Here is a 25712-nt window from a genome sequence, read left to right on the forward strand (position 1 = left end):
AACCAAAAGAATATAAATCTAAATTATTTTCATTTACAGCCCATTAATTCAAATCAAACGCTATTTTCTTCTTCTGAACATTTATCTCCTTTCCGGCCCTGTCTTTGATTAAGAATTCTCCTGGTTGTTTCCTTCCCCGTTAAGAAAATCACATATCTGTTTGAAATTACTAATAATTAACAATATCCCCCTTCAAAACCTATAGGAATCCCCTGTCATTATCGAATCGACGGACACAAAACCCCGCCGATCAATAAGCGAAATCTATCAATCATCTTCACAGAGGTGATTTAAACGATTTATCTTAAATTTTAACAAAGTGTAATATCTACTTTAAGAATAGTTAATGATTTAAATAAAGACAGAAAATATCTGTTGATATCCGAATAAATAAGGATGCGTTCAAAGCAAAGAGCGAAATATACCCGTCATATTTCAAGTTGCCTATGCGTTGGCTGCGTTAGTTCACCTCAGCCACATAGCATCTGTACGCCTGGGAATTCACTCCCCGGACTTCCTGCAACTGGAATTATTTAGGGCATACGAGAATTAATTAACATTTCATGCATCGCGAGAAACTCTTTTTTAACTAAAAAAAAGAGGCGACTGCTTGCACCAAAATTTCAAGGAGATCGTTATGTCTAAAGCTATTTTTTTGGGTGACTCAATTTACCCCTGGCTAGGCATGCGAGAAATCCTACGTGGCTCATCATTATATATTGATATCGCGTACCATTCCTCCCAGACGCTTTCTGCCGTCCAAACGCTATCTCATGAAACGGATTGCATCATTATTAATCCTGACAAATCAGATTTTTTAAAATATGCCAGGATTATCCGCAATATGGCTATACGACCATCCACAACGATCATCGTTTTAGCCGATGAAGCCACTTTTTCTATTTTTCAAACTGTTTGCGGAATGGCTCTGCAGTTCCTCGATCAGGACACCAGCCTTGATCAGCTATTGCAAACAATCACTTGTATCACAAACAACAAAAAGCCACGCAATATCAAAGAACTACAGACAAAAATAACGACCAACGAATTCAATGTGATGATGATGCTAGCCCGGGGGTGGTCACTGACACAAATCGCCGGCGTATCGCAAAAAAGTGAAAAAACAATCGGGGCGTACAAAAGCAACATTGCCAGAAAGCTGGGTAAAAGTAATACCCGGCTTAAGTACACCATTTCTCACTATAGCCAGCCGTAACTGACTTATTTAAGGATAGTAATCACGGTTAATTATTAAAGATTTTCTTTCGGCTCGTTTTTTAATTCCGCATAGCCCGGAAGGGATCACTGTTTTCGAAAACCGACATACCGGGTAGCACATCCGCGTGCCAACCATAGCCAACAACTCAACGTATTAACACATACATAACAGGAATGTAGACGAGGGTTATATATGAATAAGGTTTACAGCATTATTTGGAACGCGGCACTCGGTATCTGGGTTGTCGTCTCTGAATTAACCAGAGGTAAGAAGAAAAGCAGTTCCCGTAAAACTGTTGCGGTACTGGCAGCCAGCGCATTAAGTGGCGCTACGATGATGGCTTCAGCGGCGCAGATTACCGCGACGGGCGAGCGAAATATTTCTGACGACTTCCAGAACGGTATTTCTGCGGACGTTTATCAGGCTCCCCACGACTACGGCTTCTTATATGAAAATAAAACCGCCAGTCAGGAGCTCAATATCAGCGGCGCAATCCCGACGATTAATCCGGGTCAAAGCGGCGTTGTAGAATCAACCACCATCAGTAAATTGCTGCAAGAAAAAAAAATCACGCTGCAGGCCACCAGCCCAGGCCAGGGTGCCAAAACAATCACCACACCTGAAGAGCTGGCGGAATACCTGACGTATAACCAATCGGCTGAGCCTTCTCAAAGCGAAAACTTCACGGTGGTTGACCCCGCATTCCCGGACGGTTCAGAAACCATTAAAGTCTTTGATACCAATGTGTTAAGTAGTTTTCTTACTAAATCGCAAATCGGCGATTTCGTCTTAAATACTTATGATGCAACCAAGTCTGAAATCTATAAGCAGTTTGGTATCGCACTGGCAACCCATGGCGCTACGGCCAACCTGAACATAGGTAATGACACGCTCCATGTACGCGACAAAGCCAATACCATCGAGTTACTGGCCAAAGACTCCTCCTTACTGGAAGCACAAGGCACCAACAGCCAGGTAAACTGGCAGTCTGACAACTATATAAAATTTAACGCAGCACCCGTGGTCCCCACACAAACGTTCACCGGCTCAAAGCAAACCTCTGTCTTTGGCGATGATGTGTCGCTGATGACTTATGGCTATGACGCAGATGGCAAGGTTATCGAAACCGGGGTGCGCACATTCACCATTACCAGTACGCAGGAGTTGGCCGATTTTAACGACTTCCTGTTGGGCAGAAGTGACGACGCCGCAGAAAATGCCAATGGGGATAAGGTCAGCCAAATCCAATTGTGGCTGGATGCAAAAGAGGTCACAACCGCCACAGCAGCACAAGCAAAGTATGCCGGGTATATCGATAGCTTAATTCATTCCAGTCAGCCGTCTGACGAGCTCACCTGGGACTACAAAGTCTGGACCGATGGCGACTCACATACCAACAACGCCACTGCCGCGCGCGGTGAGTTGCATGCCATTTATGCCAACGGCGCTGGCACTACCGGCACCCTGAACAAAGGGGCGATAATCGCCGTTGACGGCAGTATTAATGGCGTCATGAAAGCCATTGACGGTGGGGTTATCAACAACCTCGGCGAGCTGAACGCGCTACGCAGTTCTGGCGGGCAAAGCCTGGCGATTGGCATGTTGGCGCAAAACGCCGAAGCAACCAACCGCGGGACTATCAACTCAGGCCTGTTCATTGATAAAGATGGTAATCAAAACGTCAACAGCTACGGCGCATTCGGTATGCAGGGGCAAGGTACCAGCGTTATCACCAACGAAGGCACCATCAACCAGGCTATCACCACCGATAACTTCGGCACCGCATCTGCCGCCGATCCCTGGAGCAAAGATGTCCCGGATGCTTCACTGACGCTGGCCATTGGTATGCAGTTGTCCGGCGAGGCAAAAGGCGTCAATAACGGCAATATTAACGTCGTCGACGGACGGAAAAACGGTGCGTCTTACGGTGACGGCACCGCCTTTGGCGTGGAAGTTGCGGGAAATGCGACCTTTACCAACAGTGCCGATGCCGCTATTTACCTGGGGCGTGACGCAAGTAACCTGACCCAGGATGTCATCATGCCCGGTGGTGCCAGCCTGAGCGCCGGGATTATGACCAAAAGTACCCAAGAGGTTATTAACAACGGTCTCATCACCTTGGGCACCGGTGTCCGTAACGCGGCAGGAATTTTGATCGGCAACGCAACCGGTAACGTACTGAATACGGGCAACATCGTCATCAATGGTAATGGGGATGCAGGGAACAGCAAGAACTACGGTATCTCCGTGCGTGACAGCGGCGCGGAAAATAATCAGCAAATCAGAAACGACGGCAAGATTAACGTCAACGGCACGAATAACGTGGGGATCCACGTCAGCGCCAACAAAAAGAACGCCGCAGTAACCACCAGCGATACAGGTTCCATTATCGTAGATGGTACGGGTGGCATCAACGATCGTAACTATGCGGTCTGGGCTGAAGGTGGCACCAACGGACAGGCGACAGTCAACGTCTATTCCAACATCATATTGGACAAGGTCGGGAATATCGGCGTGCACGTACGTGATAACGCCATTGCTAACGTCGACAACCTGAGCAGCCCGGTGTTCAACAACACCGATCAGATTGGCTATTATCTGTATGGGGAAGGCGCTACCGCCAATATTGGTCAGGCGGTGATGAATGACAACGGTAAAGAACGTACCACCATTTTCCGTATTGCCAATGGTGCATTGTTGTCCGGCGACCCCAACGATCCGCAGAGCCCGACCCAATCCAACCTTGATCTCACCTTAAGCGGCAAAAACTCTGTTGGCGTTCTCGCTACCGGCGCAGGCAGTAAAGTCGATACTGGTGAAGCCACATTTACCGTGCAGGGTAGCGATTCCGCAGCGCTGGTCATCGAAGGCGGCGCCAGCGGTAATATCAGCAACAAAACCACCATTAATTTAACCGGTGAACGTACCGTTGCCGGGGTGGTTGATGGCCAGGCGCATCAGCTCAATGGTCGCAATCAGGACAATGCCACCAGCACGACGCTTACCTCAAACGCGAAGATCACCTCTGAAGCCAGTGGCAATGAAGTGATTGCCTATATAGCGAGAAATCTGGGTAACCTGATCCTCGATAGCGAATCGAGTATCAATCTTGCCAGCGTCGACAGTATCGGCGTGGACGTTCAACAAGGCGGGAGTCTGACCAATAAATCCGCCTCCGCTCTGCATGTCAGCAACGGTATCGGCGTTCGCGCGTCGGGTGCCAGTGCGCAAATTAATCAACTGGGCCAGGTTAAGGTTGATGATGGCACCGCTGGCGTATTGCTGACGGAAGGGGCCAGCCTGCAGATTAACGGCATTAGTGGCGACAGCATTACCACCAACGGCACCGCCGATGGCATTCGTCTGGCAGATAAAGCCGGCGACCTGTCAGCGCAGCATGTGAAGATCCGTGCTGATGGCACAGGCGCAGGTATTCAAAACGATGCTAACAACACCAATATCACACTGCAAAATGTGACCATCGATGCCAACGACGGCGCGGGGATCCGCACCAGCGTTGCCCTGAACATGAAAGATGGGCTTGATAACATCCTGAACGTCAATGGTAAAGGTACCGGCTTCGCTTTTGAGCAGCACGACGGGAGCGCGACAACGGGTAACCTGGCCATCGGTAAAGGCTATACCATTGAGGTACTGAATAGCGAAGGCAGCGGTATCCGCGCCAACACAAACGGTAAAGTCACTACCAGTGCCGATATCAATGTGCGAAACGCCGCCGGTGGCTCTGCCATCATCGCGAAAAACGTCAGCGCGTTGACCAACAGCGGAAAAATTGTCTCAGCCAGCACCACGGCTCCAGTGATTGACGCCAGCGGCGACAGTAATAAAACCATTACCAACACCGGTACCCTTCAGGCCCTGACCGACACAGCGGTGGCTATCGAATCGGGCAAGGGCAATGACACGATTGATATCAGTAAAGGCACGACCAGTGGCGTGATCAACACGGGTGAAGGCACTGATACCTTTAACTGGCGTAGTGGCTCTTTTGCGGGCGAAGTGAATTTCGCGGGAGCCAACGGCAACAATAAAGCCAATATTGGCGACGTTGAACTGAATGAGACCCGCCACATCACTACGAAAGCCGGTAGCGGCAACGCCCTCACCTTCACCGATACACATGGCATCAGTGCAAAAATTGGCAGCCTGAGCGGCGATAACCTGACCACTGGCACCAACATCGGCACGGGGTGGGATTCACTGACGATTAGCGGTCAAAAGGCGGATATGCGTATTGTCGACCGTCTGGAACTGGCCAGCCAAACCATTGCCGTTACCGGCGGTGCAACGCTGCGTACAGGCGATCACGGTGAATCCACCAGCACCGCGGCAACGATTGCTGATTACGATGTGACGACTCAAGGCCCAGACAGCCGGGTCATCTTTGATACCCAGGGTGATAACACCGCAGCGCAAATCTATAACGGTACTATCAGCGGCGACGGGAAGTTCGAACGTGCGGCAGGCGGTACCACGGTATTTACCGCCAACAACAGCTACAAAGGCTCTACCACCATTGCGCAAACAGGTACGTTGCAGTTAGGTTCCGGCGGAAATACGGGCGAAGTCAGCGACGTTTCTGACATCATCGATAACGGCATACTGGTAATTAATCGCGCCAACGACGTCCTGCTGAACGGCGTTATTTCCGGTATCGGTGCACTGCAGCAAATAGGTGGCGGCATTACCCGTCTGGCCGGCAACAACATCTATACCGGCGACACAACGGTCACCCACGGCACGCTGTTGGTGAATGGCGATCAAAGCGCGGCACGTGGCGCAACCACCGTCAGCGGCACATCCACACTGGGTGGTAATGGCATTATCGGCGGCAACGTGTTGATGAACGATGCTACAACGATTAGCGCTGGTGACGGCGGTGCGGGTACGTTATCCATTAACGGTAATCTGCAGCTTGGCAGCAAAACGACGTCCGCCTTCGAACTGGGCCAGGCCTATACACCGGGCGGTAAGCTGAATGACCTGATCGACGTCAAAGGCGATCTGCAACTGGATGGGACTCTGGATGTCACCACATCATCAGGCGGGAATTTCGGCCCTGGTGTGTACCGTATTTATAACTACGGCGGTACGCTGAATAACCAGACGCTGGAGTTAGGTGCTGTACCGGACAGTCAGGATAAGAGCAACATTTTTGTCCAGACCTCTATCGACAAACAGGTCAACCTGGTAAATGCCAATGGCGTGACCCTGCAATTCTGGGATGGCGCAACCACCAGCCAGAACCACGGCTTAACGGGCATTGAAGGCAACAGCAAGATTGACGGTGGCGATGGTAAATGGATGGCGATCGGTGCTCAGGGTGACAACAACTGGACGACAGCGACCGGCGAGGGCAACGCCCCGTGGGCGCAGAAGTCCTTTGCCGTATTCACCACCCAGGGTGGCACCGTTACCGTGGATAACGCTGCAGGTGACGTCAACTTCTCTGGCGCGCAGTTTGATGCCGATGGTTACGTCGTAAAAGGCGATGCACTTAACGCCTGGGCCACCACAGAAAATGCCACCCATGCGGGGCAGACACCGGGAACCGGTGAACTGTTGCTGCGCGTAGGCGCCGGTGGTGCGGGACAAAACTTTACGGCAACCATTGAGTCAATCCTTCGTGAAGCCAGCACCAACGACAAACTGACACTGGTGAAAACCGACCTCGGCCGTCTGATCCTAAGCGGGGATAACACATATCGCGGCGGCACGCGAATTGATGGCGGTACGTTGCAGATCGCCTCTGACAGCAACCTCGGCCAGAGCGGAACCGATTTGGCGATTAACAACGCCTCGACGCTGCAATTAGGCGCAGATTTAACCAGCAATCGCACCATTGAGCTGGGCGCCAATGCTAATGCGGCCGTATTCGATCTCAATTCGCACCACTTCACGCCGACCGGCGAGATTACCAGTGATGGCAAACTGAAAGTCACCAGTAGCTCAAGCGATGCGGGCAGTACTCTGACGCTCGACCGTGCCAACAGCTACAAAGGCGACACAGAAATTGCCGGTACCGGTAATAGCAACAATGTGACGGTCAATGCCAGCAAAACAGGGGTATTCGGCAGCAACGAGAGCAGCACCATCACGGTTAATAATGGGGCAACGCTTAACGTCAGCGGCGCAGACACCCGTCTGCAATCATTGACCATGAACATTGCCGACAGCCTGTTAACGCTGGCAGATACCGTCACCGCCGCCAGTGCCAAACTGAATCTGACAGGTAAAGCCAAAGCCGTACTCTCAAACAACGCAACAGCCGGTGACGCGACGGTCAGCGTGGCGAAAGACAGCACACTGGCGCTGGAAGACAATGCCAGCGGCGGGAATGCCATTGTGACCAACAGTGGGCTGATGACCATGGCCGATGAGGCGATGGCAGAAAATACTCGCGTGGAAAACCTTGCAGGCGGTCTGGTAGATATCAGCGCAGTAAACAGCGAGACCGCCATCGGTTCGTTGTCCGGCGCAGGTAACGTCGAGTTGGGTAGTAAGCAACTGTCGCTGGGAAATCTACACCTTCCTGACACCATCAGCGGCATTATCAGCGGCAACGACGGTAGCCTGGTGAAAGTGGGGAACGGTACGTTGATCCTGACAGGCGACAACACCTACACCGGTATCACGGATGTCAATGAGGGCGTGTTGCTGGTCAACGGCAATCAGTCTGCTTCTACCGGTCAGGTCACAGTGAAATCGGGTGCCACCCTCGGCGGTAACGGTATTATCGGCGGTGCGGTCGATGTGCAGGATAACGGCCACATTACTGCCGGTGCCGCCATCAATAGCGTGGGTAAACTGACTACCGGTTCTCTGACGCTCAGCGATAACGCCCAACTGGATTATCAGTTTGGACAGGCTTATACCCCGGGCGGTGCTTTCAACGACTTGATTGACGTGAATGGCGATCTGACGCTCGACGGTAAGCTCAACATTGAAACCTCACCGGGCGGTAGCTTTGACGTTGGCGTCTATCGCGTCATCAACTACACCGGCACATTGACTAACAATGTGATGGATATTGCTAACGCGCCGGAAGCGGCTGACAGCCTGTACGTGCAAACATCGGTGAAAAATCAGGTCAACCTGGTCAACCATGCCGGGCTGACGCTGCGCTTCTGGGACGGTACCGGCGGTGAAAATGGCGAGCTGAAAAATAACGGCGTCATCAACGGCGGTGATGGTATCTGGCAGTCAAGCCAGGGGAACGACAACTGGACGACGGATGAGTCTACGCCAGAAGGCGCGCTGAACGCACCGTTTACCGATGCCGCATTTGCCGTCTTCCAGGGGGAAGCCGGTAATGTGACCGTCGATAACAGCAAAGGCGACGTGATCATCAGTGGCGCACAATTCGCCACCGACGGTTATCGTGTAGGCGGTGAAGCCATCACTACCGATACCGCCAATACCTTGATTCGCGTCGGCGATGGCACGGTCGATGGTATCAACTACACCGCAACCATTGATAGCGTGATCCGCGGTACCGGTGGTCTGAATAAAGGCGACCTCGGTACATTAATCCTGACAGGCAACAACACCTACAGCGGCGGTACGACTATCACGTCAGGGACGCTTCAGGTTGCAGGCGATACCAACCTCGGCACAGCAGAAACCGGAATCACCTTCAACGGCGGTACGCTGAAATATGGTGAAGCGTTTGATACCGCACGTCAGGTTACGCTGGAATCTGGTGGTGGGACATTCGACACCAACGGACATGATGTATCCCTGCTGACGGAAGTCGAAGGTAACGGTCAACTGACCAAAACCGGTAAAGGTTCACTGACGCTGACGCTGGATAACACCTATACCGGCGGCACCACCATCGAACAAGGTGTATTGCAGCTCGGTACCGGCGGTACGATAGGTAGTATTGAAGGGGACATCGTTGATAACGGCGTGCTCAACGTTAATCGCGCCGATACGCTGGCGTTAAGCGGAAACATCAGTGGTGCAGGCCAGCTGCATCAGACCGGTAATGGTACGACGGAGCTGCAAGGTCAAAACAGCTACAGCGGTGCAACACTCATCACCAGCGGGGTATTGCAAGCCGGTGATACCAACACCCTGAGTGCCGCCTCGCACCACTATGTTGTCGCGGGCACCACCCTGAATACCCAGGGTTATAACCAGACAGTCGCCGGGCTGAGCAACGGTGGTGATGTATCACTTATCGGCCAGCACCCTGGTACAACCTTAACGGTTAAAGGGGATTACAGCGGCGAACAAGGCACTATCAACATGGCGGCCCGGCAGAATGCCGGCGGCACAGGTATTGCCGACCGACTGATTATTGATGGCGGTAAAGCCAGCGGAAGCACGTTGCTGGATATCGACGGTTCCGGGCTCGGCGCACCGACCGTGGGTGACGGTATCGAAGTGGTCACGGCGCTCAATGGCGCAACGACGACGGCGCAAACGTCGCGGGATGCCTTCCATCTTGCCGCTGAGCGTATGGCTGCGGGTGCCTTTGAGTATCAGCTCCACGCCGGGAATGCTCAGGGTCAGGGCGAAAACTGGTATCTGCGGAGTGAATATCGTCCGGAAACCATGCTGTATTCCGGTCTCGCCAGCGTGGTTCGCCAGGGTGACATCAGTCTGCTGGGCAACATGCACCAACGTATGGGTGATGAGGTTAAACCGGGTATTGATGAAGACAATCGCGCCTGGGCGAGAATGATTGGTTATTCCGGTAAAACCAAACTGGATGATGCAGCCGGTACGCAAACCAGCTCCCATACCATGGGTATTCAGGTCGGCGTCGATATGTACGCCAATGAAAGCTGGAAAGCCGGTATGTACACCAGCATTCTGGATATCGACAGCAATGTGAAAGGCAGTAAAACGGGCAGCAACGGCAAAGGCGGCAACATCGACGACAACGCATTTTACGTTGGCGGTTATGCCACCTGGTTCTCTGGTGACGGTATGTATGTCGATAACGTGCTGCAGTACGGGAACCATAAATCCCGCCTGTCGGCATCGGGTAACAACGGCTCTTACACCGTCAAAGGCAATACGCTGACGGCCTCAACTGAAGTGGGTAAAGCATTCCGTTTAGGTGCCAGCGCCTGGAGCCTGGAACCGCAGGCCCAGTTGATCTATCAGTACAGCGACTTTGATAACAGCACGCTGGATGGTGTAACCCAAACGAGAGTGAATATGGACACCGCCGATTCATTTACTGCGCGTCTGGGCGTGCGTCTGGTCGCGGACTACGACACCAACCACGGCAAGTTCCAGCCGTACGGCCGGGTAAACGTCTGGCAGGGTCTGGGTTCCAAAGATAAAACGCACTTCAGCAATGCGGTCGCCACTACCACACTGGAATCTTCACAGCAGTACTCCAGCACCGAGGTTGCAGCGGGTCTGTCGTGGTCTATCGATCGTAATCTGCAGGTCTACGGCGAACTGGGGACACAGTTCAGCAACGGCAGCAATAAATCGCAGGTTGAAGCCCCGGTCAATGCGTCTATTGGCTTTAAGAAATCGTTTTAAGCAGGCATAACCTCGCAAGCCCCCTGTTCACAGGGGGCTTTTTTTTGCCGTTCAGGGCCGCCTGATGCGCTACGCTTATCAGGCTGACAGACTTACCAGCAACGCGGAACAATCAAGGGATTGGGAAACGTAAATAAGGAGGGATTAACGGTTATATTGCGCTAACAGTGAAGGGATCTCTTCTGCCAACACCGGGGGAGAAATGAAGAAGCCTTGAATTTTGTCGCAGCCAATCTGCGTCAGGCGATCAAGTTGAGACTGGGTTTCGACCCCTTCGGCCAGGACTTCAATGCCAAAATTGTGCGCTAAAGAAATGATGCCCTCAATAATCCTTGTCGATTTAGTGTCGGGTTCTATTTCGGTGACAAACTCTTTATCAATTTTTAAGGTATCAAAAGGATATTTCAGCAGATAATTAAGATTAGCGTGCCCGGTACCAAAATCATCGAGCGCTAATTTGACCCCTATTGCCTTCAGTTCCGTCATATTTTTCGCCGCTATTTGACTGTCACACAGCGGCGATGTTTCCGTTACTTCAATCTGGCATCGATGAACCGGAAGGCCGGAAGCGGCTAGGTTTTGTCTTATTCGTTGAGGTAAAAGAGGATCGCAGAATTCAAGCGCAGAAATATTTACTGATAATACAAGAGGTTCAGGCCAGGCACTCGCAACATTCCACGGTGGACTGGCAACCATATCTTCAATTGAAAATATATTGCCACTGTCTTCCAGTAACGTGATAAACACATCAGGAGAAATCATACCCATCTGAGGACTGTTCCACCGCATTAATGCTTCAAACCCGCTAATACACTCGGTATGTAAATTAAAAATAGGCTGATAAACCATATAAAGCTGACTGGTATTCAATGCCTTTTCAAGCGCGGTGAGCACCTCATCGGAATTAAACATTCCCCTCTCCCTTTACAAATCATATACATTAAAAACCAGTCAAAATCACTCCCGAGTTGTACCTGCTGTTAAGTGCGCTACATCAGAAAAGAATAGCCAGGTTAGGGTAAAAAAGACATGCTATGGGTAAATCTGACAATCAGTTTATTCAGATCAGATGTATTGGTCAGTCCCAGCTTGGCGACAACTCTCATTTTATGCGCCTGAATAGTCTTATAGTTCAGACTAACCAGCTCAGAAATTTCCTTGGCAGAATAACCACTTACCAATAGACTGAGGATTTGTTGTTCTCTTTCCGTCAATCTTTTCTGCGAGCGATACAGCCGGGGATTCCATTTCCCGACCGATAACGTTGCCAACTGAGAAAAATCACGTAATGAGGATTTCTCAGTCAATACTATCGTTTTTTCAACGTATAATAATTCAACACATAATTTCGCCACCAAACTATCAGCGACGATGACGACGACGCTATTATAAAACTTGAACCGGTTTTTATTCAAAAACTGCACAATGGCGGAACACGGCTGTTCATTGTTAATGATATTAAAAACCATTGTCTGATGCTGGCATAATGACGACTGCTGCAACATATCCTCAAACTGGAATGTTTTTATCGGCACATGTTTGCTTGTCAGGTAGGCAAACATACCGTTGCCCACAAAATTATCACTGCCACACATCAACATCCTGTTCATCGCTCCTTATAAGCTTCTAATTTTATTACTCATTAAAAATTTAATAATGGTTTTCTCAACTTCAGCCTCTTCACGACGGTTCTTAAAATCGAACTCGCAAGAAACCTGATGACAGGAATACAACTGATTATCCTCATCAAATTCGTTGATCGCGACGACATCAATGACCTTTAAATCAAGCTGAAAACTGCCGAACGTATCAAAATCCAGAGCAGCATTTTTAATCACTGCATCCTTGTAAAGAAAACGGGCATTAACATCTTTAGCGATTAACGCACAGCCACCCTGAGAGATGTTTTTAATCTTAAGTGAGTAGTTCTCTCCGTTTTTGTAACGACCAAAACAGAAAAAATCGAACCCCTTCAGAAAAGAAAACCGCTGATTCTGTCGCTGTTGGGCAAAGAAAATCATATCCGGGATGAGGTAGGATAATCCTGCCTCAGCACCTGTTGATGGGGTTGCTTCAAATCTGGCGCTAAATTTTATAATCCCGCTGTCACTGTGCAGGATAAAGTACTGGATCTTTTCAGGAATGATGTCTTCATGACCGGTGACCACAAAGCGTTCGAAATCGATCCTTTCTAACTGCGTGATGACGCTGGTGTTTTCACATAAAACTTCCAGCTTCGTCTTCTTATGCAGCTCTTCACGAAGGATAGCGATGATCTCAAACTTGTTGTCCTTTGCTAATCCAAAGTTCATTCTAAAACCCTTATTTCCATATTTAAGATATGTCTCGGCCCCGGTCTGATGACAGACAAAAACGCGAGATCAGCATCCACCCCTGGCGCCTAATTACCATAGTGGATTCCATGTCGAACAGTTGATTAAAACTTAAGTTTTTAACTATCTTTTGTCATTTATTGATACGTAAAAACATTTAATCAGAATTAATTTTAGCTTAAGCCATGCCTAAAACCATGCAAACCTACGCAATAGCTATAACAAAAGCGAATAACAAGACTTATAAAAATACGATTTTGAGATAATAAATAGCAATAATCGCATAGAAATAAAATAGAAAAAATGCTGTAAAACTAAGGGGTTGACAAGACAGAGCGTGGATGGAGGGGAGCTGAACCTACAGGCACAATATCCAGCGGGGGGTCATTAGCCAACTGATACCAATACCATGACGTCTCCTTTCACAGGGAAGAATGCATTATTCAGGTATATTAGTCATAATTTAACTTAAGTGATAAAAAAGGCCAGCATCATGCTGGCCCCGGTAAATACCGAATTAAATTAGAGTGGCAAACTATCTTACAGAGGGTACAGCGTTAAAAATTCAATACTGTTGTTTAACGATTGCTCGGGCAGAATCAGCTATTATCATTACTGCCCCAGCCAACATTAACGTATCTTTTAGCACCAGACGTCCCGCCCCCGATAAATACGGAAAGCCGTGGTGTAAATCACCCAATGGCATAACCCATGCTTCTGGTGTGGTAATTAAAAACGACAAGGTGACAACCGGCGTTGCAAATGCCAGCACTCCCCCCATCAATCCTAACCACCGGCTGATCGGGTTAGCAAGCACCAGCAACGCGATAATAATTTCAACTACGCCAAGCCCATTAGAGAAGCGATACGTATTATTCGCAGTTTGCCATTCTCGCTCTTGCGGTTTTAACTCACCTTCGTGCGTCAAATGCTGTTGGTATTCATTCGGATGCTCATAAAAGAATGACATCAGCGGGCTGTTTGCCACAAACGGTGTAATACTGTCAGCTTCATAAGGTATAAATTTCAATAAACCAATCCAGATAAAGACAATCGCAATACTGAGGCGAATCAAGGTTAATCCAATTCGATCCCCCTGCCCCAGTAAACGAAGATATTTTTCCATGACAGCAATCCTACTTGTACAAAATGGCAGTGGCATAAGTACTGCTATCAATTCTCATCGAGGTAATTTTCCATGAGGATGCCTGCTTTTCTTGCGCCAGTTTAGCAATGGCCGCTTCGACAACAGAAGGTGCCGCTGAAACAGCGGATACACTGACGTGGGCCAGTTCGGTTGGTGTCTGGGCCAGTACGGAAAAAGTCACTGGTGCCGCCAATAACGTTGTCATCAGTAGCGTCGTTTTAACCATGTTCATTTCTATTTCCATTCATTCGTAATTTCAGTACCGATATAATAAAACACAGCCACTAATTTCATTTATTCCAGAACGCCAGAATAGCTGTTCGATAGTATTGCTTTATAAAAACATGATAAAAAAAAGCCCCACACAAGTGGGGCAAAGATGCAGACGCTATATTTATTATTGAATGAGAGAAAAAAGATCGTTTAATGACTCACTCATACTTGGATGGGTAAATATTTGGTCGCGCAATACGGTATAAGGTAACCCGGCATCCATCACCGTTTTAATGATATTAATCATCTCATGCGAATCCACACACAGCAGTGAGACACCTAATATCCGCTGCGTATCCGTGTCCACCACCGCTTTAAGTACACCACGCGTATCATCCATGACTCGCGCCCGTGGAATCGCAGCGACGGGAAGCGTCACCACCTGTACCGCCGCACCACTGGCACGAGCCTGCTCTTCAGTCATCCCCACGCGGGAAAGCGGCGGTGTCATAAACACGGAATATGGCACATTTTGCCGATCGCCGGTGTTTCGCAGCCCTTCGCCTAACAGACCATCACGCACAATACGGAAGTCGTCCAGTGAGATATAGGTAAATTGCAGCCCCCCCGTTACATCTCCCATCGCCCAGATGTTATCCGCCGATGTCCGCAAATACTTATTCACAATAATGCCGCCACGATCGTTCACATCGACACCGGCTTTTTTCAGTTGCAGCTGTTCGGTCGCCGGCTTGCGGCCTGATGCGACCAGCAGTGCGTCAACAACCTGTTCCCCTTCCGGCATCTGTAGCTGCACCGCGCCATCCTGAGACGAAACCGACTGCACCTTAGCATTGAGGATCAGCTCTACGCCTTTATCGCGTAAAATATCAGCGATCGCATCGGCGATATCCCGGTCCTCACGGGGTAAAAACAGTGGTGCAGCCTCAAAAATAGTGACCTGACTGCCGAAGTTGGCAAACATCGACGCAAACTCAACGCCGATATAGCCCCCTCCCAGGATACCCAGGTGCTGTGGGCGTTGGGTCAAATTCAGCAACCCCGTGCTGTCAAAGACGCCTGGCGTACTGGATAATCCCTCAATATCCGGAATCGTCGACTGTGCACCGGTATTAATAAAAATCTTCTCACCGCTCAGCTCAATCGTTCCTGTCGACTGCATTACCCGCACGGTATGGTTGTCGACAAATTCAGCACGCCCTTCAATCACATCCACATTTTCCAGATCGGCCAGATTATGGAAGTTTTTATCGCGCAGAAAACTGACCACGGAAGTTTTACGTTGCATCGCAGTCGCAAAGTCATGCTGAAGCTCAGCATCGTGCACCAGGGTTTTGGTTGGAATACAGCCGATATTAATGCATGTTCCGCCATACATGGTGTTGGATTGCTCAATAATCGCTACCCGCCAGCCCGTCTTTGCCAGCGTAGCCGCCAGCGTCTTACCTGCTTTGCCAAATCCAATAATGATCGCCTGATACTGTTTCATACTGCCTCTCCGCAAAGTCATTGTTCATTTGTTACTCTGGATTATAGGCAGTGCCCTGTCAGGTCAGCATATCCATAACGCGCCACTTTTTGTTCAATCGTCTACAGCCATATAATAAAAACTTAAAAGCCCCCAGATAAAATATAAAGTAACCATTTGATGGTATTACCTTAATGTAAAAAGATGACGATAATTACGGTTCTATCAACGACAATAAAAATTGTTCAGGAGTCTTTATGGATGCACTTAGCCGCTTGCTAATGCTTAACGATCCGCAGGGTTCTATTGATCAAAACTGCCTATTGAGCAGAGACTGGCAACTCCCTCATGCAGCAGGTGAGTTATCCGTGATCCGCTGGCATACGGTAACCCAGGGTAGCGCTTTACTGGAGATGCCTGACGGCAACACTTATACACTGCGTCCAGGTACGGTAGTCATCTTGCCGCAAAACTCCGCGCATCGGTTGTGCCAGTCAGGTGAAGAGCAAACGCATATTGTCTGCGGAAGTCTGCAACTACAGACATCCTCCCGCTATTTCTTAACCGCGCTGCCGGAAGTTTTGCTGCTGGCACCTGGCGAAAATAGCCCCGCTTACCACTGGCTTAAGGCGATGATTGGGCTGATGCAGCAGGAATCATTGAGCATGCTGCCCGGTTCCAACGTTGTGTGCAGCCAGCAATGCGCCACGCTTTTCACGTTTGCCGTTCGCGAATGGTTATCTCAGGCTCCCCCCGCCAAAAATGTGCTGAATCTGCTATTACATCCCCGACTGGGAGCCGTGGTGTTCCAGATGCTGGAATCACCCGCACATCCCTGGAGTGTTGAAGAACTGGCGCAGCGCGCGCATATGTCCAGGGCCAGTTTTGCCCAACTGTTTCGCGAGGTTTCAAACTCCACGCCGCTCGCCGTACTCACCACATTGCGTCTGCAATTCGCCGCCCAGATGCTGTCGCGCGGCGCCCAACCGTTGGTCGTGATTGCCGAATCGGTGGGATATGCCAGCGAGTCATCTTTTCACAAAGTTTTTCTGCGTGAATTCGGTTGCACGCCTGGCGAGTACCGTAAACGGGTGAAAGCGCTGGAATCATAGCGCCCACCTTCAAAGGAGTGAAGGCGAGCGCTAGCAGGGGCTATTTCTGGGTGCGATGCCTGTGTAGCCACATCAGCTTATACGCTGCCGGAATGATGAACAGTGACAGCAACGGTGCTGTGATCATGCCGCCAATCATCGGTGCAGCGATACGGCTCATGACTTCAGACCCGGCTCCCGTTCCCCATAAAATCGGCAGCAGACCCGCAATGATGACCGCCACAGTCATTGCTTTAGGACGCACACGCAGTACCGCTCCGTGGTACAACGCCTCATCCAGTTTATCCACGGTAAAGGTTTGCGGATTTTCCAGCGCAGGCTCTGCTTCAATGGCGTGGCGCAGGTACATCAGCATCACCACACCAAATTCGGCAGCCACGCCTGCCAATGCGATGAATCCAGTTCCGGTCGCGACCGACATATGGAATCCCATCCAATAGAGAAACCAAATTCCGCCTACCAGCGCAAAGGGCACACTGGTAATAATCAACAGTGCTTCACCAAAACGACGGAATGCCAGATACAGCAGCACGAAGATAATCATCAGCGTCATCGGCACCATCAGTTTAAGCTTGTGGCTGGCGCGCTCAAGCAGCTCAAACTGCCCGGAGAATGCCACGCTGGTCCCTGGTTTTAGCTGGACGTTTTCCGCAATCGCTTTTTTTAGATCGTTCACCACCGACACCATGTCGCGATCGCGGGCATCAATGTAGATCCAACTGGTTGGCCGCGCGTTCTCCGTTTTCAACATCGACGGCCCCGAAACCACCTGCACATCCGCCACATCCGCTAGCGTGATTTGCTGTTTCATTGGCGTCAATATCGGCAGATTGCGTAGCGTTTCCGGGCTATCGCGATAGCTTTGTGGATAACGCAGATTAATCGGATAGCGGGCGATACCTTCAACCGTTTCACTTACCATCGCGCCGCCTACCGCTGAGGTGATAAACAGTTGCACATCACCGACGGTCATCCCATAACGGGCGGCCTTTTCACGATGAATATCTACGCTAAGATAACGCCCGCCGACCAGACGTTCAGCCAATGCGGACGCCACACCAGGCACCGTTCTTGCGACTTCTTCGATTTGCTCTGCCGTGGCGTCAATATCCGACAACACGGTACCCGAAACTTTAATGCCGATAGGACTTTTAATCCCCGTAGAGAGCATATCGATACGGTTACGAATTGGCGGTACCCACAGATTCGCCAACCCCGGTAAACGAACGGTTTTGTCCAGTTCCTCAATGATTTTGTCCATCGTCATCCCTGGACGCCACTGATCCTGCGGCTTCAGTTGGATGGTGGTTTCCACCATTTCTAACGGTGCGGAGTCGGTCGCCGTTTCAGCTTTACCGGTTTTACCAAACACGCGCGCCACTTCAGGAACCGTCATGATGAGCTTATCGGTTTTTTGCAGCATATCTGCCGCCTGTGCTGCGGAAATTCCCGGTAAGGTTGAAGGCATATACAACAGATCGCCTTCGTTAATCTGCGGTAAAAATTCGCCCCCAACCTTATTCAGCGGGAAGATAACGGTCAGGATCGACAGCACCGCCACCAGCAGGGTCGTTTTCGGCCAGTGCAGCACTTTCAACAATAACGGATGGTAAATACGAATCAGGAAACGGTTAAGCGGGTTGCTGCTTTCCGCTGGGATCTTGCCACGGATCCAAAACCCCATCAGGATCGGGATCACCACAATGGCCAGAAACGCAGCACCTGCCATAGCGTAGGTTTTGGTAAATGCCAGCGGACCAAATAACCGTCCTTCCTGCCCTTCAAGCGTGAAGATGGGGATAAACGACAGTGTGATAATCAGTAAGCTAATGAACAGCGCCGGGCCGACTTCCACCGAGGCATTGGTGATGACTTTCCAGCGCGTGTCGTTATCCAGCTTTTCACCCGGATGCTGATGCCCCCACTCTTCCAGCCGCTTATGCGCGTTCTCAATCATAACGATTGCGGCATCAACCATCGCACCGACCGCGATGGCTATCCCCCCAAGCGACATAATGTTGGCGTTCAGTCCCTGGAAATGCATCACGATAAACGCGATACACAGTCCCAGTGGCAGAGAAATTATGGCCACCAGCGCTGAGCGGATATGCCACAGGAAAAGCGCGCATACCAGCGCCACAACGATAAACTCTTCCAGTAGCTTGTAGCTCAGGTTATCAATCGCGCGATCGATCAGTTGACTGCGATCGTATGTTGTAACTACTTCAACACCTTCCGGCAGACTGCTCTTCAGCGTTTCAAGTTTAGCCTTAACCGCAGAGATCACCTCGCGCGCATTTTTACCTGAGCGCAGGATGACTACGCCGCCTGCCACTTCGCCTTCGCCATTCAGTTCGGCGATCCCACGGCGCATTTCCGGCCCAATTTGTACGCGGGCAACATCACGCAGATAGACCGGAACGCCATCAGCGCCGGTTTTCAGTACGATATTATTGAAGTCATCAAGGGACTGCAGATACCCACTGGCGCGGACCATGTATTCCGCTTCGGCCATTTCGACAGATGAACCACCGGCTTCCTGGTTTGAGGCATCCAGCGCCGATTTTACCTCACCCAGGCCGATGCCATATTGCGTCAGCTTCATCGGATCGATGACAACCTGGTACTCTTTAACCACACCGCCCACCGAGGCAACTTCCGCCACGTTAGGGATAGTTTTCAATTCATATTTTAAGAACCAGTCCTGCAGCGAACGTAATTCAGCAAGATCATGTTTACCGCTGCGATCCACCAGCGCATATTCAAATATCCAGCCGACCCCTGTCGCATCCGGTCCCATTTCAGCACTGACGCCTGCGGGTAATTTCCCCTGCACCTGGTTGAGATATTCCAGGACACGGGAGCGCGCCCAGTAAGGATCGGTACCGTCTTCAAAAATGACATACACGTAAGAGTCGCCAAACTGCGAGAAACCACGCACCGTTTTCGCTCCCGGCACCGATAGCATGGTGGTGGTCAACGGATAGGTCACCTGATTTTCAACAATTTGCGGCGCTTGCCCCGGGTAGCTGGTTTTGATGATCACCTGCACATCAGAGAGATCGGGCAGCGCATCAACCGGCGTATTCACGATGGTCCAGGTGCCCCAGATGCTGAGAAACAGCGCCCCCATCATCACCAGGAAACGGTTTGCCACCGAGCGGCGAATAATCCATTCAATCATTTATCATGTCCTCAGTGTGAATGGGTCGCCTGGGCTGGCATCGCGGGTACCGCGTGTGCCCCGTTTGCCTGAGCGCGCATACGGTCCAGAGCGCCAGAAATATTCGCTTCGGAATCAATCAGAAACAGACCGCTGGACACCACATTTTCACCTTCGCTCAGACCAGAGCGGATGGCCGTTAAGCCCTGAGACTCATGGAATACGGCAACCTGCTTAGGTACAAATCGTCCTTCATTATCGACGGTGATAACCCGCTGCTCGGTACCGGTATCAATCAGCGCCTTAGACGGGATCAGCAGCATCGGTTCGCTTTGCGTTTTTAGTTGCAGATAGGCATTCATTCCCGGCTTCAGGGCCTCATCCGGGTTATCAACCTGCAGGCGAACCTGGAGCGTGCGCGTCGTGGCATCCACACTCGGCAAAATACTCCATTTGCTAATGGTGAAGGGTTTACCCGGCCAGGCAGGCACGGTAATGGTGAATTGTGAGGCGTCTTTAATCAGCCAGGCGATAGATTCCGGGACTGAAGCACTGACCCATACCGGATCCATTCCCTGAATTTTCGCGACCACATTATCTTTTGAGATATTCATACCAGTACGTAAATCAAACGCGGTAATCACCCCATCAATAGGGGCCTTCAGGGTAAAGCGGGTCTGAATTTTACGCGTCGCTTTCAAGCGTTGAATGTCCGCCTCTGGCATTCCCGCCAGGCGTAATCTCTCCAGAATGCCTTCAACCTGCGTCGCACTGCCGCCCGTTTCCCGCAGCAATAAATATTCACTTTGTGCTTCTACCCAGTCCGGGATTGTCAGATCGATAAGCGGCGAGCCCTGCTTAATTTTGTCGCCCACGGTCAGCGGATAGACCTTCTCAATAAAACCTGCCGAACGCGCCTGAACAATGACAAATTGATATTCGTTATAACTGACGTTCGCCGGGAAAGTTTGTGCATATTGCAATGGCCCACGACGCACGGGTTCGGTTTTTAGCCCCAGATTCTGGGTCTGCGTCGGGTCAATACGCACACCCGGTGCGGATGTACTCGCTGTCTCTTCATCGGCATATTTCGGGATCAGATCCATATCCATAAACGGTGATTTACCCGGTTTATCAAACCGCGTGTTGGGATACATGGGGTCGTACCAGAATAAAACTTTACGCTCTTCTTTTTTTTGAGCAGCGCCGGTATCGGCCGATACTTTTGCGGATGAATAATAGGTATACACACCGACAGAAATAATTCCGCCGACAATCATGCTGCCGAGAATAAGCGCGGTATTTTTAATATTTAAAGACGCCATAGTGATTTCCATTGCGCGATAGTCTCGCCCGTGTTCAGGAAAACCCGGGCAAGAATAAAAGAGACCAGCGAGATCCGTTATTTACTGATGTGAATATCGCGTAAGACAGAGAGATTTCCCTGCTGAACAAACGTAAATGCAACTTTATCACCTGGCTGAATATCGTCGGCCTTGGTATCAGATACCAGCGTGAAACGCATCGTCATTGCCGGCCAGTTCACTGCGGGAATAGGTTCATGTTTAATCGTGACTTTTTTGCTATCCATATCAATAGATTCAATCACGCCTGTCGCACTAATCACTTGCTCCTGCTGGGCCGCAGGCGCCATATTCATCATCTCGCCATGCTGATGTTCATTGGCCTGAGCGTTAAACATGACGACAGATAACACAGTAAACAAAGCGGCTTTAGCGGTAGTTTTCATGCAATATACTCCTGAGAATTTAAGATTAAAGATCATTCAACCCAGCCACCGCCTAAGGCAGCAAACAGCTTAATTTCATTAACCTGTTGGGCATAGTTAAGGTCGAGTAACGATTGCTGTGTAGTGAATAAAGAACGCTCGGCATCCAGTACTTCGATATAACTAACAGCACCATTTTGATAGAGTGCACGAGCACGTTGCAGCGTGATGTGTAATGAGTCCAGATAACGCTGTTGACCGGTAATTTGATCGGCAAGGCTTTGACGCAGCACCAGCGCATCCGCAACTTCTTTAAATGCGTTCTGAATTTTCTGCTCGTAATTCACTACCGATTGCTGCTGGCGGATTTCTGCTAAATCGAGATTTGACTGATTACGTCCAGCGTTAAAGATCGGAATGTCTATTTTCGGGACAAAATTCCACATGCCGCTGGCCGCATTAAAGAGGCTGGAGAGATCGCCACTGCTGCTGGATACAGAGCTGGTCAGCGTAATCGATGGGAAAAATGCCGCTCGTGCAGCGCCAATATTGGCGTTCGCCGCCAGCAATCCATGTTCGGCTTCCATAATATCCGGACGCTGCAATAATATTTGCGATGGGAGTGCGGGGGGCAGTGTCACGGGTTTTATATCACCGCGACTGCGCACACGGTCGTCCGGTAATTTCCCGTACGTCCCCAGCAATAGTTGCAGTGCGTTGTTCGCCTGCGCCAGTTCGCCCTGGCGTTTGGCAATATCGCTGCGTGTGCTTTCAATCACGCCGCGAGCCTGTTCCAGTGCCAGCACATTCGTACTGCCGGTCATCAACTGCTTCTCGACGAACGCATAAGAGCGCTGGTAGTTTTGCAACGTTTCTTCGGCAATTTGCAGTTGCGCATAAGCCAGACGCTGGTTGAAATAACTTTGCGCCACGTTAGAAATTAATGAGATATGCACCATTCGACGCGCCTCTTCACTGGCGAAAAAATTCTGCCGATCGGCTTCACTCATATTTTTCAGTCGTCCAAAGAAATCCAGATCGAAACTGAGATTCAGTCCTGCTTCAAATTCCCGGTTGGTGCTGCTATCGCCTTTTAATTTCCCACTATAAGTACCGCTGGAACCGGCGTTAAGCTGCGGGTAACGATCGGCATCCGTCACACCATATTGCGCTTTCGCTTCCTGAACCTTCAGTACCGCCATGCGTAAATCACGGTTATTGACCAGCGCCTCACCAATCAACGCCTTCACCTGGGAGTCAACAAAAAAGGTACGCCAGCCTGTATCCTGATATCCCATCGGGGCCGAAACCAGCGTGTTCTGACTTAAGGAGAATTGCTGCGGAACCGGCAATGCAGGACGCTGATAGTCCGGTGCCAACGAGCAGCCGGCCAGAACAAAAATAGCGCTGAGGGTAAGAAGCTTAAATTTGTACATAGTTCTTCTCGTCCAGACCGGACTGATAACCATAAAAGATGTGTGAATTTATACCTGAATGACTCTGTTTAACCGGTGACAGGAAAATGACAAAACTGTCATTTTCCCAATAACCGATTGCTATCCGATCCGCCTTCTCTAGAATTGAAAATCCGCACAGCCAGTGCGTGATGGAGAATGTCATGAAGATTTTGATTGTCGAAGATGAAAAAAAAACCGGTGAATACCTGACGAAAGGCCTGACGGAAGCGGGTTTTGTTGTGGATTTGGCGGACAACGGTCTGAACGGATATCACCTGGCGATGACCGGTGATTATGACCTGCTCATTCTCGACATCATGCTGCCCGATGTAAACGGCTGGGATATCGTGCGAATGCTGCGCACCGCCAACAAAGGCATGCCCATTCTGCTTCTCACCGCACTGGGTACCATTGAGCATCGGGTCAAAGGTCTGGAGCTGGGAGCTGATGATTATTTGGTTAAACCGTTTGCCTTTGCGGAATTGCTGGCGCGGGTCAGAACGCTGCTGCGACGGGGGGCCGCAGTCATTGTCGAAAGTCAGTTTCAGGTCGCGGATTTAATGGTCGATCTGGTCAGCAGAAAAGTCACCCGCAACGGCACACGCATCACCCTGACCAGTAAAGAGTTTACGCTGCTTGAATTTTTCCTGCGTCATCAGGGAGAGGTGTTGCCGCGTTCACTGATTGCCTCTCAGGTCTGGGATATGAATTTTGACAGCGACACTAACGCGATTGACGTCGCCGTTAAGCGTCTGCGGGCCAAAATCGATAATGACTTTGAGCCAAAACTGATTCAGACCGTACGTGGTGTAGGGTATATGCTTGAGGTGCCGGATGGTCACTAAACGATTACAGCGCCCTTTTTCGCTGGCAACACGGTTAACCTTTTTTATCAGTCTGGCGACAATCGCCTCATTTTTCGCTTTCGCATGGATAATGATCCACTCGGTGAAAGTCCATTTCGCAGAGCAGGATATCAATGATTTAAAAGAGATCAGCGCGACGCTGGAGCGTATTATTAACCACCCGAACGAACCAGAATCACGTCGGCTGGAAACATTAAAAAACGTAGTTTCGGGCTATTCTAATGTCATTATTTCTCTGGAAGATGCCAATCAGAGGGCCATTTTCCATTCACCTAATGCGCCGGATCTTCGTCAGTTTATCGCCACGGCAACGCCGGATAAAAATGCCCATACCCGGAATGTCTTTTTAATTTCCGGCCCAACGCTGCAAACATCAGAACATGCGCACGGTAAAAATGCGTCCTCCAACTGGCGAATGATTCGTTTACCCATTGGGCAGTTGCCAGACGGGAAACCGGCCTATACGTTGTTTATGGCATTATCGATCGATTTTCATCTGCACTACATTAACGATCTGAAAAACAAGCTGATCATGACAGCATCGTTAATTAGCATGATGATTGTTTTTATCGTGTTGTTCGCCGTCTATAAAGGTCATGAACCTATCCGTAATGTCAGTCGGCGCATCCAAAATATCACCTCTAAAGATCTCGATGTTCGCCTGGACCCGCAGGCCGTGCCGATTGAGCTTGAGCAACTGGTTGAGTCGTTTAATCACATGATCGAACGAATCGAAGATGTGTTTAAACGCCAATCCAATTTTTCTGCCGATATTGCTCACGAGATCCGCACGCCAATCACCAACCTGGTCACGCAAACAGAAATTGCCCTCAGCCATCCCCGCAGCACGAAAGAGCTGGAAGATGTGCTCTACTCTAATCTCGAAGAGTTTGGCCGCATGTCGAAGATGGTGAGTGATATGTTGTTTCTGGCACAGGCAGACAATAATCAGCTGATCCCGGAAAAAACAGCGCTGAATCTTGCGGATGAGGTCAGTAAAGTGTTCGACTTTTTCGAAGCCTGGGCGGAAGAACGCGAAGTCAGCCTGCGCTTTGAAGGTCGGGCATGCTGGGTTTCTGGCGACCCGTTAATGTTACGCCGGGCAATGAGCAACCTGCTCTCTAACGCGATGCGCTATACGCCAAAAGGCGAGTCTGTCACCGTGCAAGTGAAAGAGGCTGATGATCTCGTGCGTATTATTGTGGAAAATCCCGGTACGCCAATAGCCGTGGAACATCTGCCACGACTCTTTGACCGGTTTTATCGCGTCGATCCCTCACGACAGCGTAAAGGCGAAGGTAGCGGTATTGGCCTGGCGATAGTGAAATCGATTGTGATTGCCCACCAGGGCAAGGTCTCCGTAACGTCCGACGCTCGCGCTACCCGCTTTATTCTGACATTGCCCAAATATGCCGCTTAATTATTATTGGTGGCGCTAATGCGCCATCGATTA

General features: G+C 50.2%; 15 protein-coding genes. 5 read left to right on the forward strand and 10 right to left on the reverse strand.

All coding sequences use genetic code 11. From position 1 onward, the window contains the following. Positions 1 to 637: 637 nt before the first annotated feature. Positions 638 to 1216, forward strand: coding sequence for a LuxR C-terminal-related transcriptional regulator (locus NNO08_RS00005; protein WP_271455921.1), 579 nt, complete (start codon positions 638 to 640; stop codon positions 1214 to 1216). 195 nt (positions 1217 to 1411) lie between these two features. Then, on the forward strand, positions 1412 to 10750 hold the full coding sequence (locus NNO08_RS00010; RefSeq protein WP_271455922.1) for an autotransporter outer membrane beta-barrel domain-containing protein: 9339 nt from the start codon (positions 1412 to 1414) through the stop codon (positions 10748 to 10750). A 144-nt stretch (positions 10751 to 10894) separates the two neighbouring features. Here NNO08_RS00010 and NNO08_RS00015 read toward each other — a convergent pair whose 3' ends face one another. The 6 genes from NNO08_RS00015 to rclA form a co-directional block, all read right to left on the reverse strand. Then, positions 10895 to 11662, reverse strand: coding sequence for a putative bifunctional diguanylate cyclase/phosphodiesterase (locus tag NNO08_RS00015; RefSeq protein ID WP_271442689.1), 768 nt, complete (start codon positions 11660 to 11662; stop codon positions 10895 to 10897). A 101-nt stretch (positions 11663 to 11763) separates the two neighbouring features. Next, positions 11764 to 12351, reverse strand: a complete 588-nt coding sequence (locus NNO08_RS00020) for a helix-turn-helix transcriptional regulator (protein ID WP_323604862.1) — start codon at positions 12349 to 12351, stop codon at positions 11764 to 11766. Between the two features lie 15 nt (positions 12352 to 12366). Then, positions 12367 to 13062, reverse strand: a complete 696-nt coding sequence (locus NNO08_RS00025) for a flagellar brake protein (protein WP_061067471.1) — start codon at positions 13060 to 13062, stop codon at positions 12367 to 12369. A 586-nt stretch (positions 13063 to 13648) separates the two neighbouring features. Beyond that, a complete protein-coding gene (gene rclC, locus NNO08_RS00030; RefSeq protein WP_271455924.1) occupies positions 13649 to 14209 on the reverse strand; it encodes a reactive chlorine resistance membrane protein RclC in 561 nt (186 codons plus the stop codon). 10 nt (positions 14210 to 14219) lie between these two features. Next, positions 14220 to 14456 (reverse strand): reactive chlorine resistance periplasmic protein RclB, encoded by a 237-nt coding sequence (gene rclB, locus NNO08_RS00035; protein WP_271456005.1) that lies wholly within the window; start codon positions 14454 to 14456, stop codon positions 14220 to 14222. A gap of 171 nt (positions 14457 to 14627) precedes the next feature. Next, positions 14628 to 15953 (reverse strand): reactive chlorine resistance oxidoreductase RclA, encoded by a 1326-nt coding sequence (gene rclA, locus NNO08_RS00040; protein WP_271442684.1) that lies wholly within the window; start codon positions 15951 to 15953, stop codon positions 14628 to 14630. Positions 15954 to 16189: 236 nt separating this feature from the next. Here rclA and rclR point away from each other — a divergent pair, with 236 nt between their 5' ends. Then, a complete protein-coding gene (rclR, locus tag NNO08_RS00045) occupies positions 16190 to 17044 on the forward strand; it encodes a reactive chlorine-specific transcriptional regulator RclR (RefSeq protein WP_271449436.1) in 855 nt (284 codons plus the stop codon). Between the two features lie 40 nt (positions 17045 to 17084). Here the strand turns inward: rclR and NNO08_RS00050 are convergent, their stop codons facing one another. The 4 genes from NNO08_RS00050 to NNO08_RS00065 all read right to left on the reverse strand — a co-directional run bounded on the left by NNO08_RS00050 (position 17085) and on the right by NNO08_RS00065 (position 23372). Then, a complete protein-coding gene (locus NNO08_RS00050) occupies positions 17085 to 20228 on the reverse strand; it encodes a CusA/CzcA family heavy metal efflux RND transporter (protein ID WP_271455925.1) in 3144 nt (1047 codons plus the stop codon). A gap of 11 nt (positions 20229 to 20239) precedes the next feature. Further along, on the reverse strand, positions 20240 to 21532 hold the full coding sequence (locus NNO08_RS00055) for an efflux RND transporter periplasmic adaptor subunit (protein WP_271455926.1): 1293 nt from the start codon (positions 21530 to 21532) through the stop codon (positions 20240 to 20242). A 77-nt stretch (positions 21533 to 21609) separates the two neighbouring features. Continuing rightward, on the reverse strand, positions 21610 to 21957 hold the full coding sequence (gene cusF, locus NNO08_RS00060; RefSeq protein WP_137345380.1) for a cation efflux system protein CusF: 348 nt from the start codon (positions 21955 to 21957) through the stop codon (positions 21610 to 21612). Between the two features lie 32 nt (positions 21958 to 21989). Next, positions 21990 to 23372 (reverse strand): efflux transporter outer membrane subunit, encoded by a 1383-nt coding sequence (locus NNO08_RS00065; protein ID WP_137384568.1) that lies wholly within the window; start codon positions 23370 to 23372, stop codon positions 21990 to 21992. Between the two features lie 182 nt (positions 23373 to 23554). Between NNO08_RS00065 and cusR the strand changes: the two genes are divergently transcribed. Then, positions 23555 to 24238, forward strand: a complete 684-nt coding sequence (cusR, locus tag NNO08_RS00070) for a copper response regulator transcription factor CusR (RefSeq protein WP_040232623.1) — start codon at positions 23555 to 23557, stop codon at positions 24236 to 24238. Beyond that, the gene (locus tag NNO08_RS00075) at positions 24228 to 25679 is read left to right on the forward strand and encodes a Cu(+)/Ag(+) sensor histidine kinase (RefSeq protein ID WP_271455927.1); all 1452 of its coding nucleotides are present in this window, start codon (positions 24228 to 24230) and stop codon (positions 25677 to 25679) included. Before cusR ends, NNO08_RS00075 begins: the two co-directional genes overlap by 11 nt. Positions 25680 to 25712 lie beyond the last annotated feature (33 nt).

This window comes from Citrobacter sp. Igbk 17, from assembly GCF_028069775.1.
In the GTDB taxonomy this organism is placed as follows: domain Bacteria; phylum Pseudomonadota; class Gammaproteobacteria; order Enterobacterales; family Enterobacteriaceae; genus Citrobacter.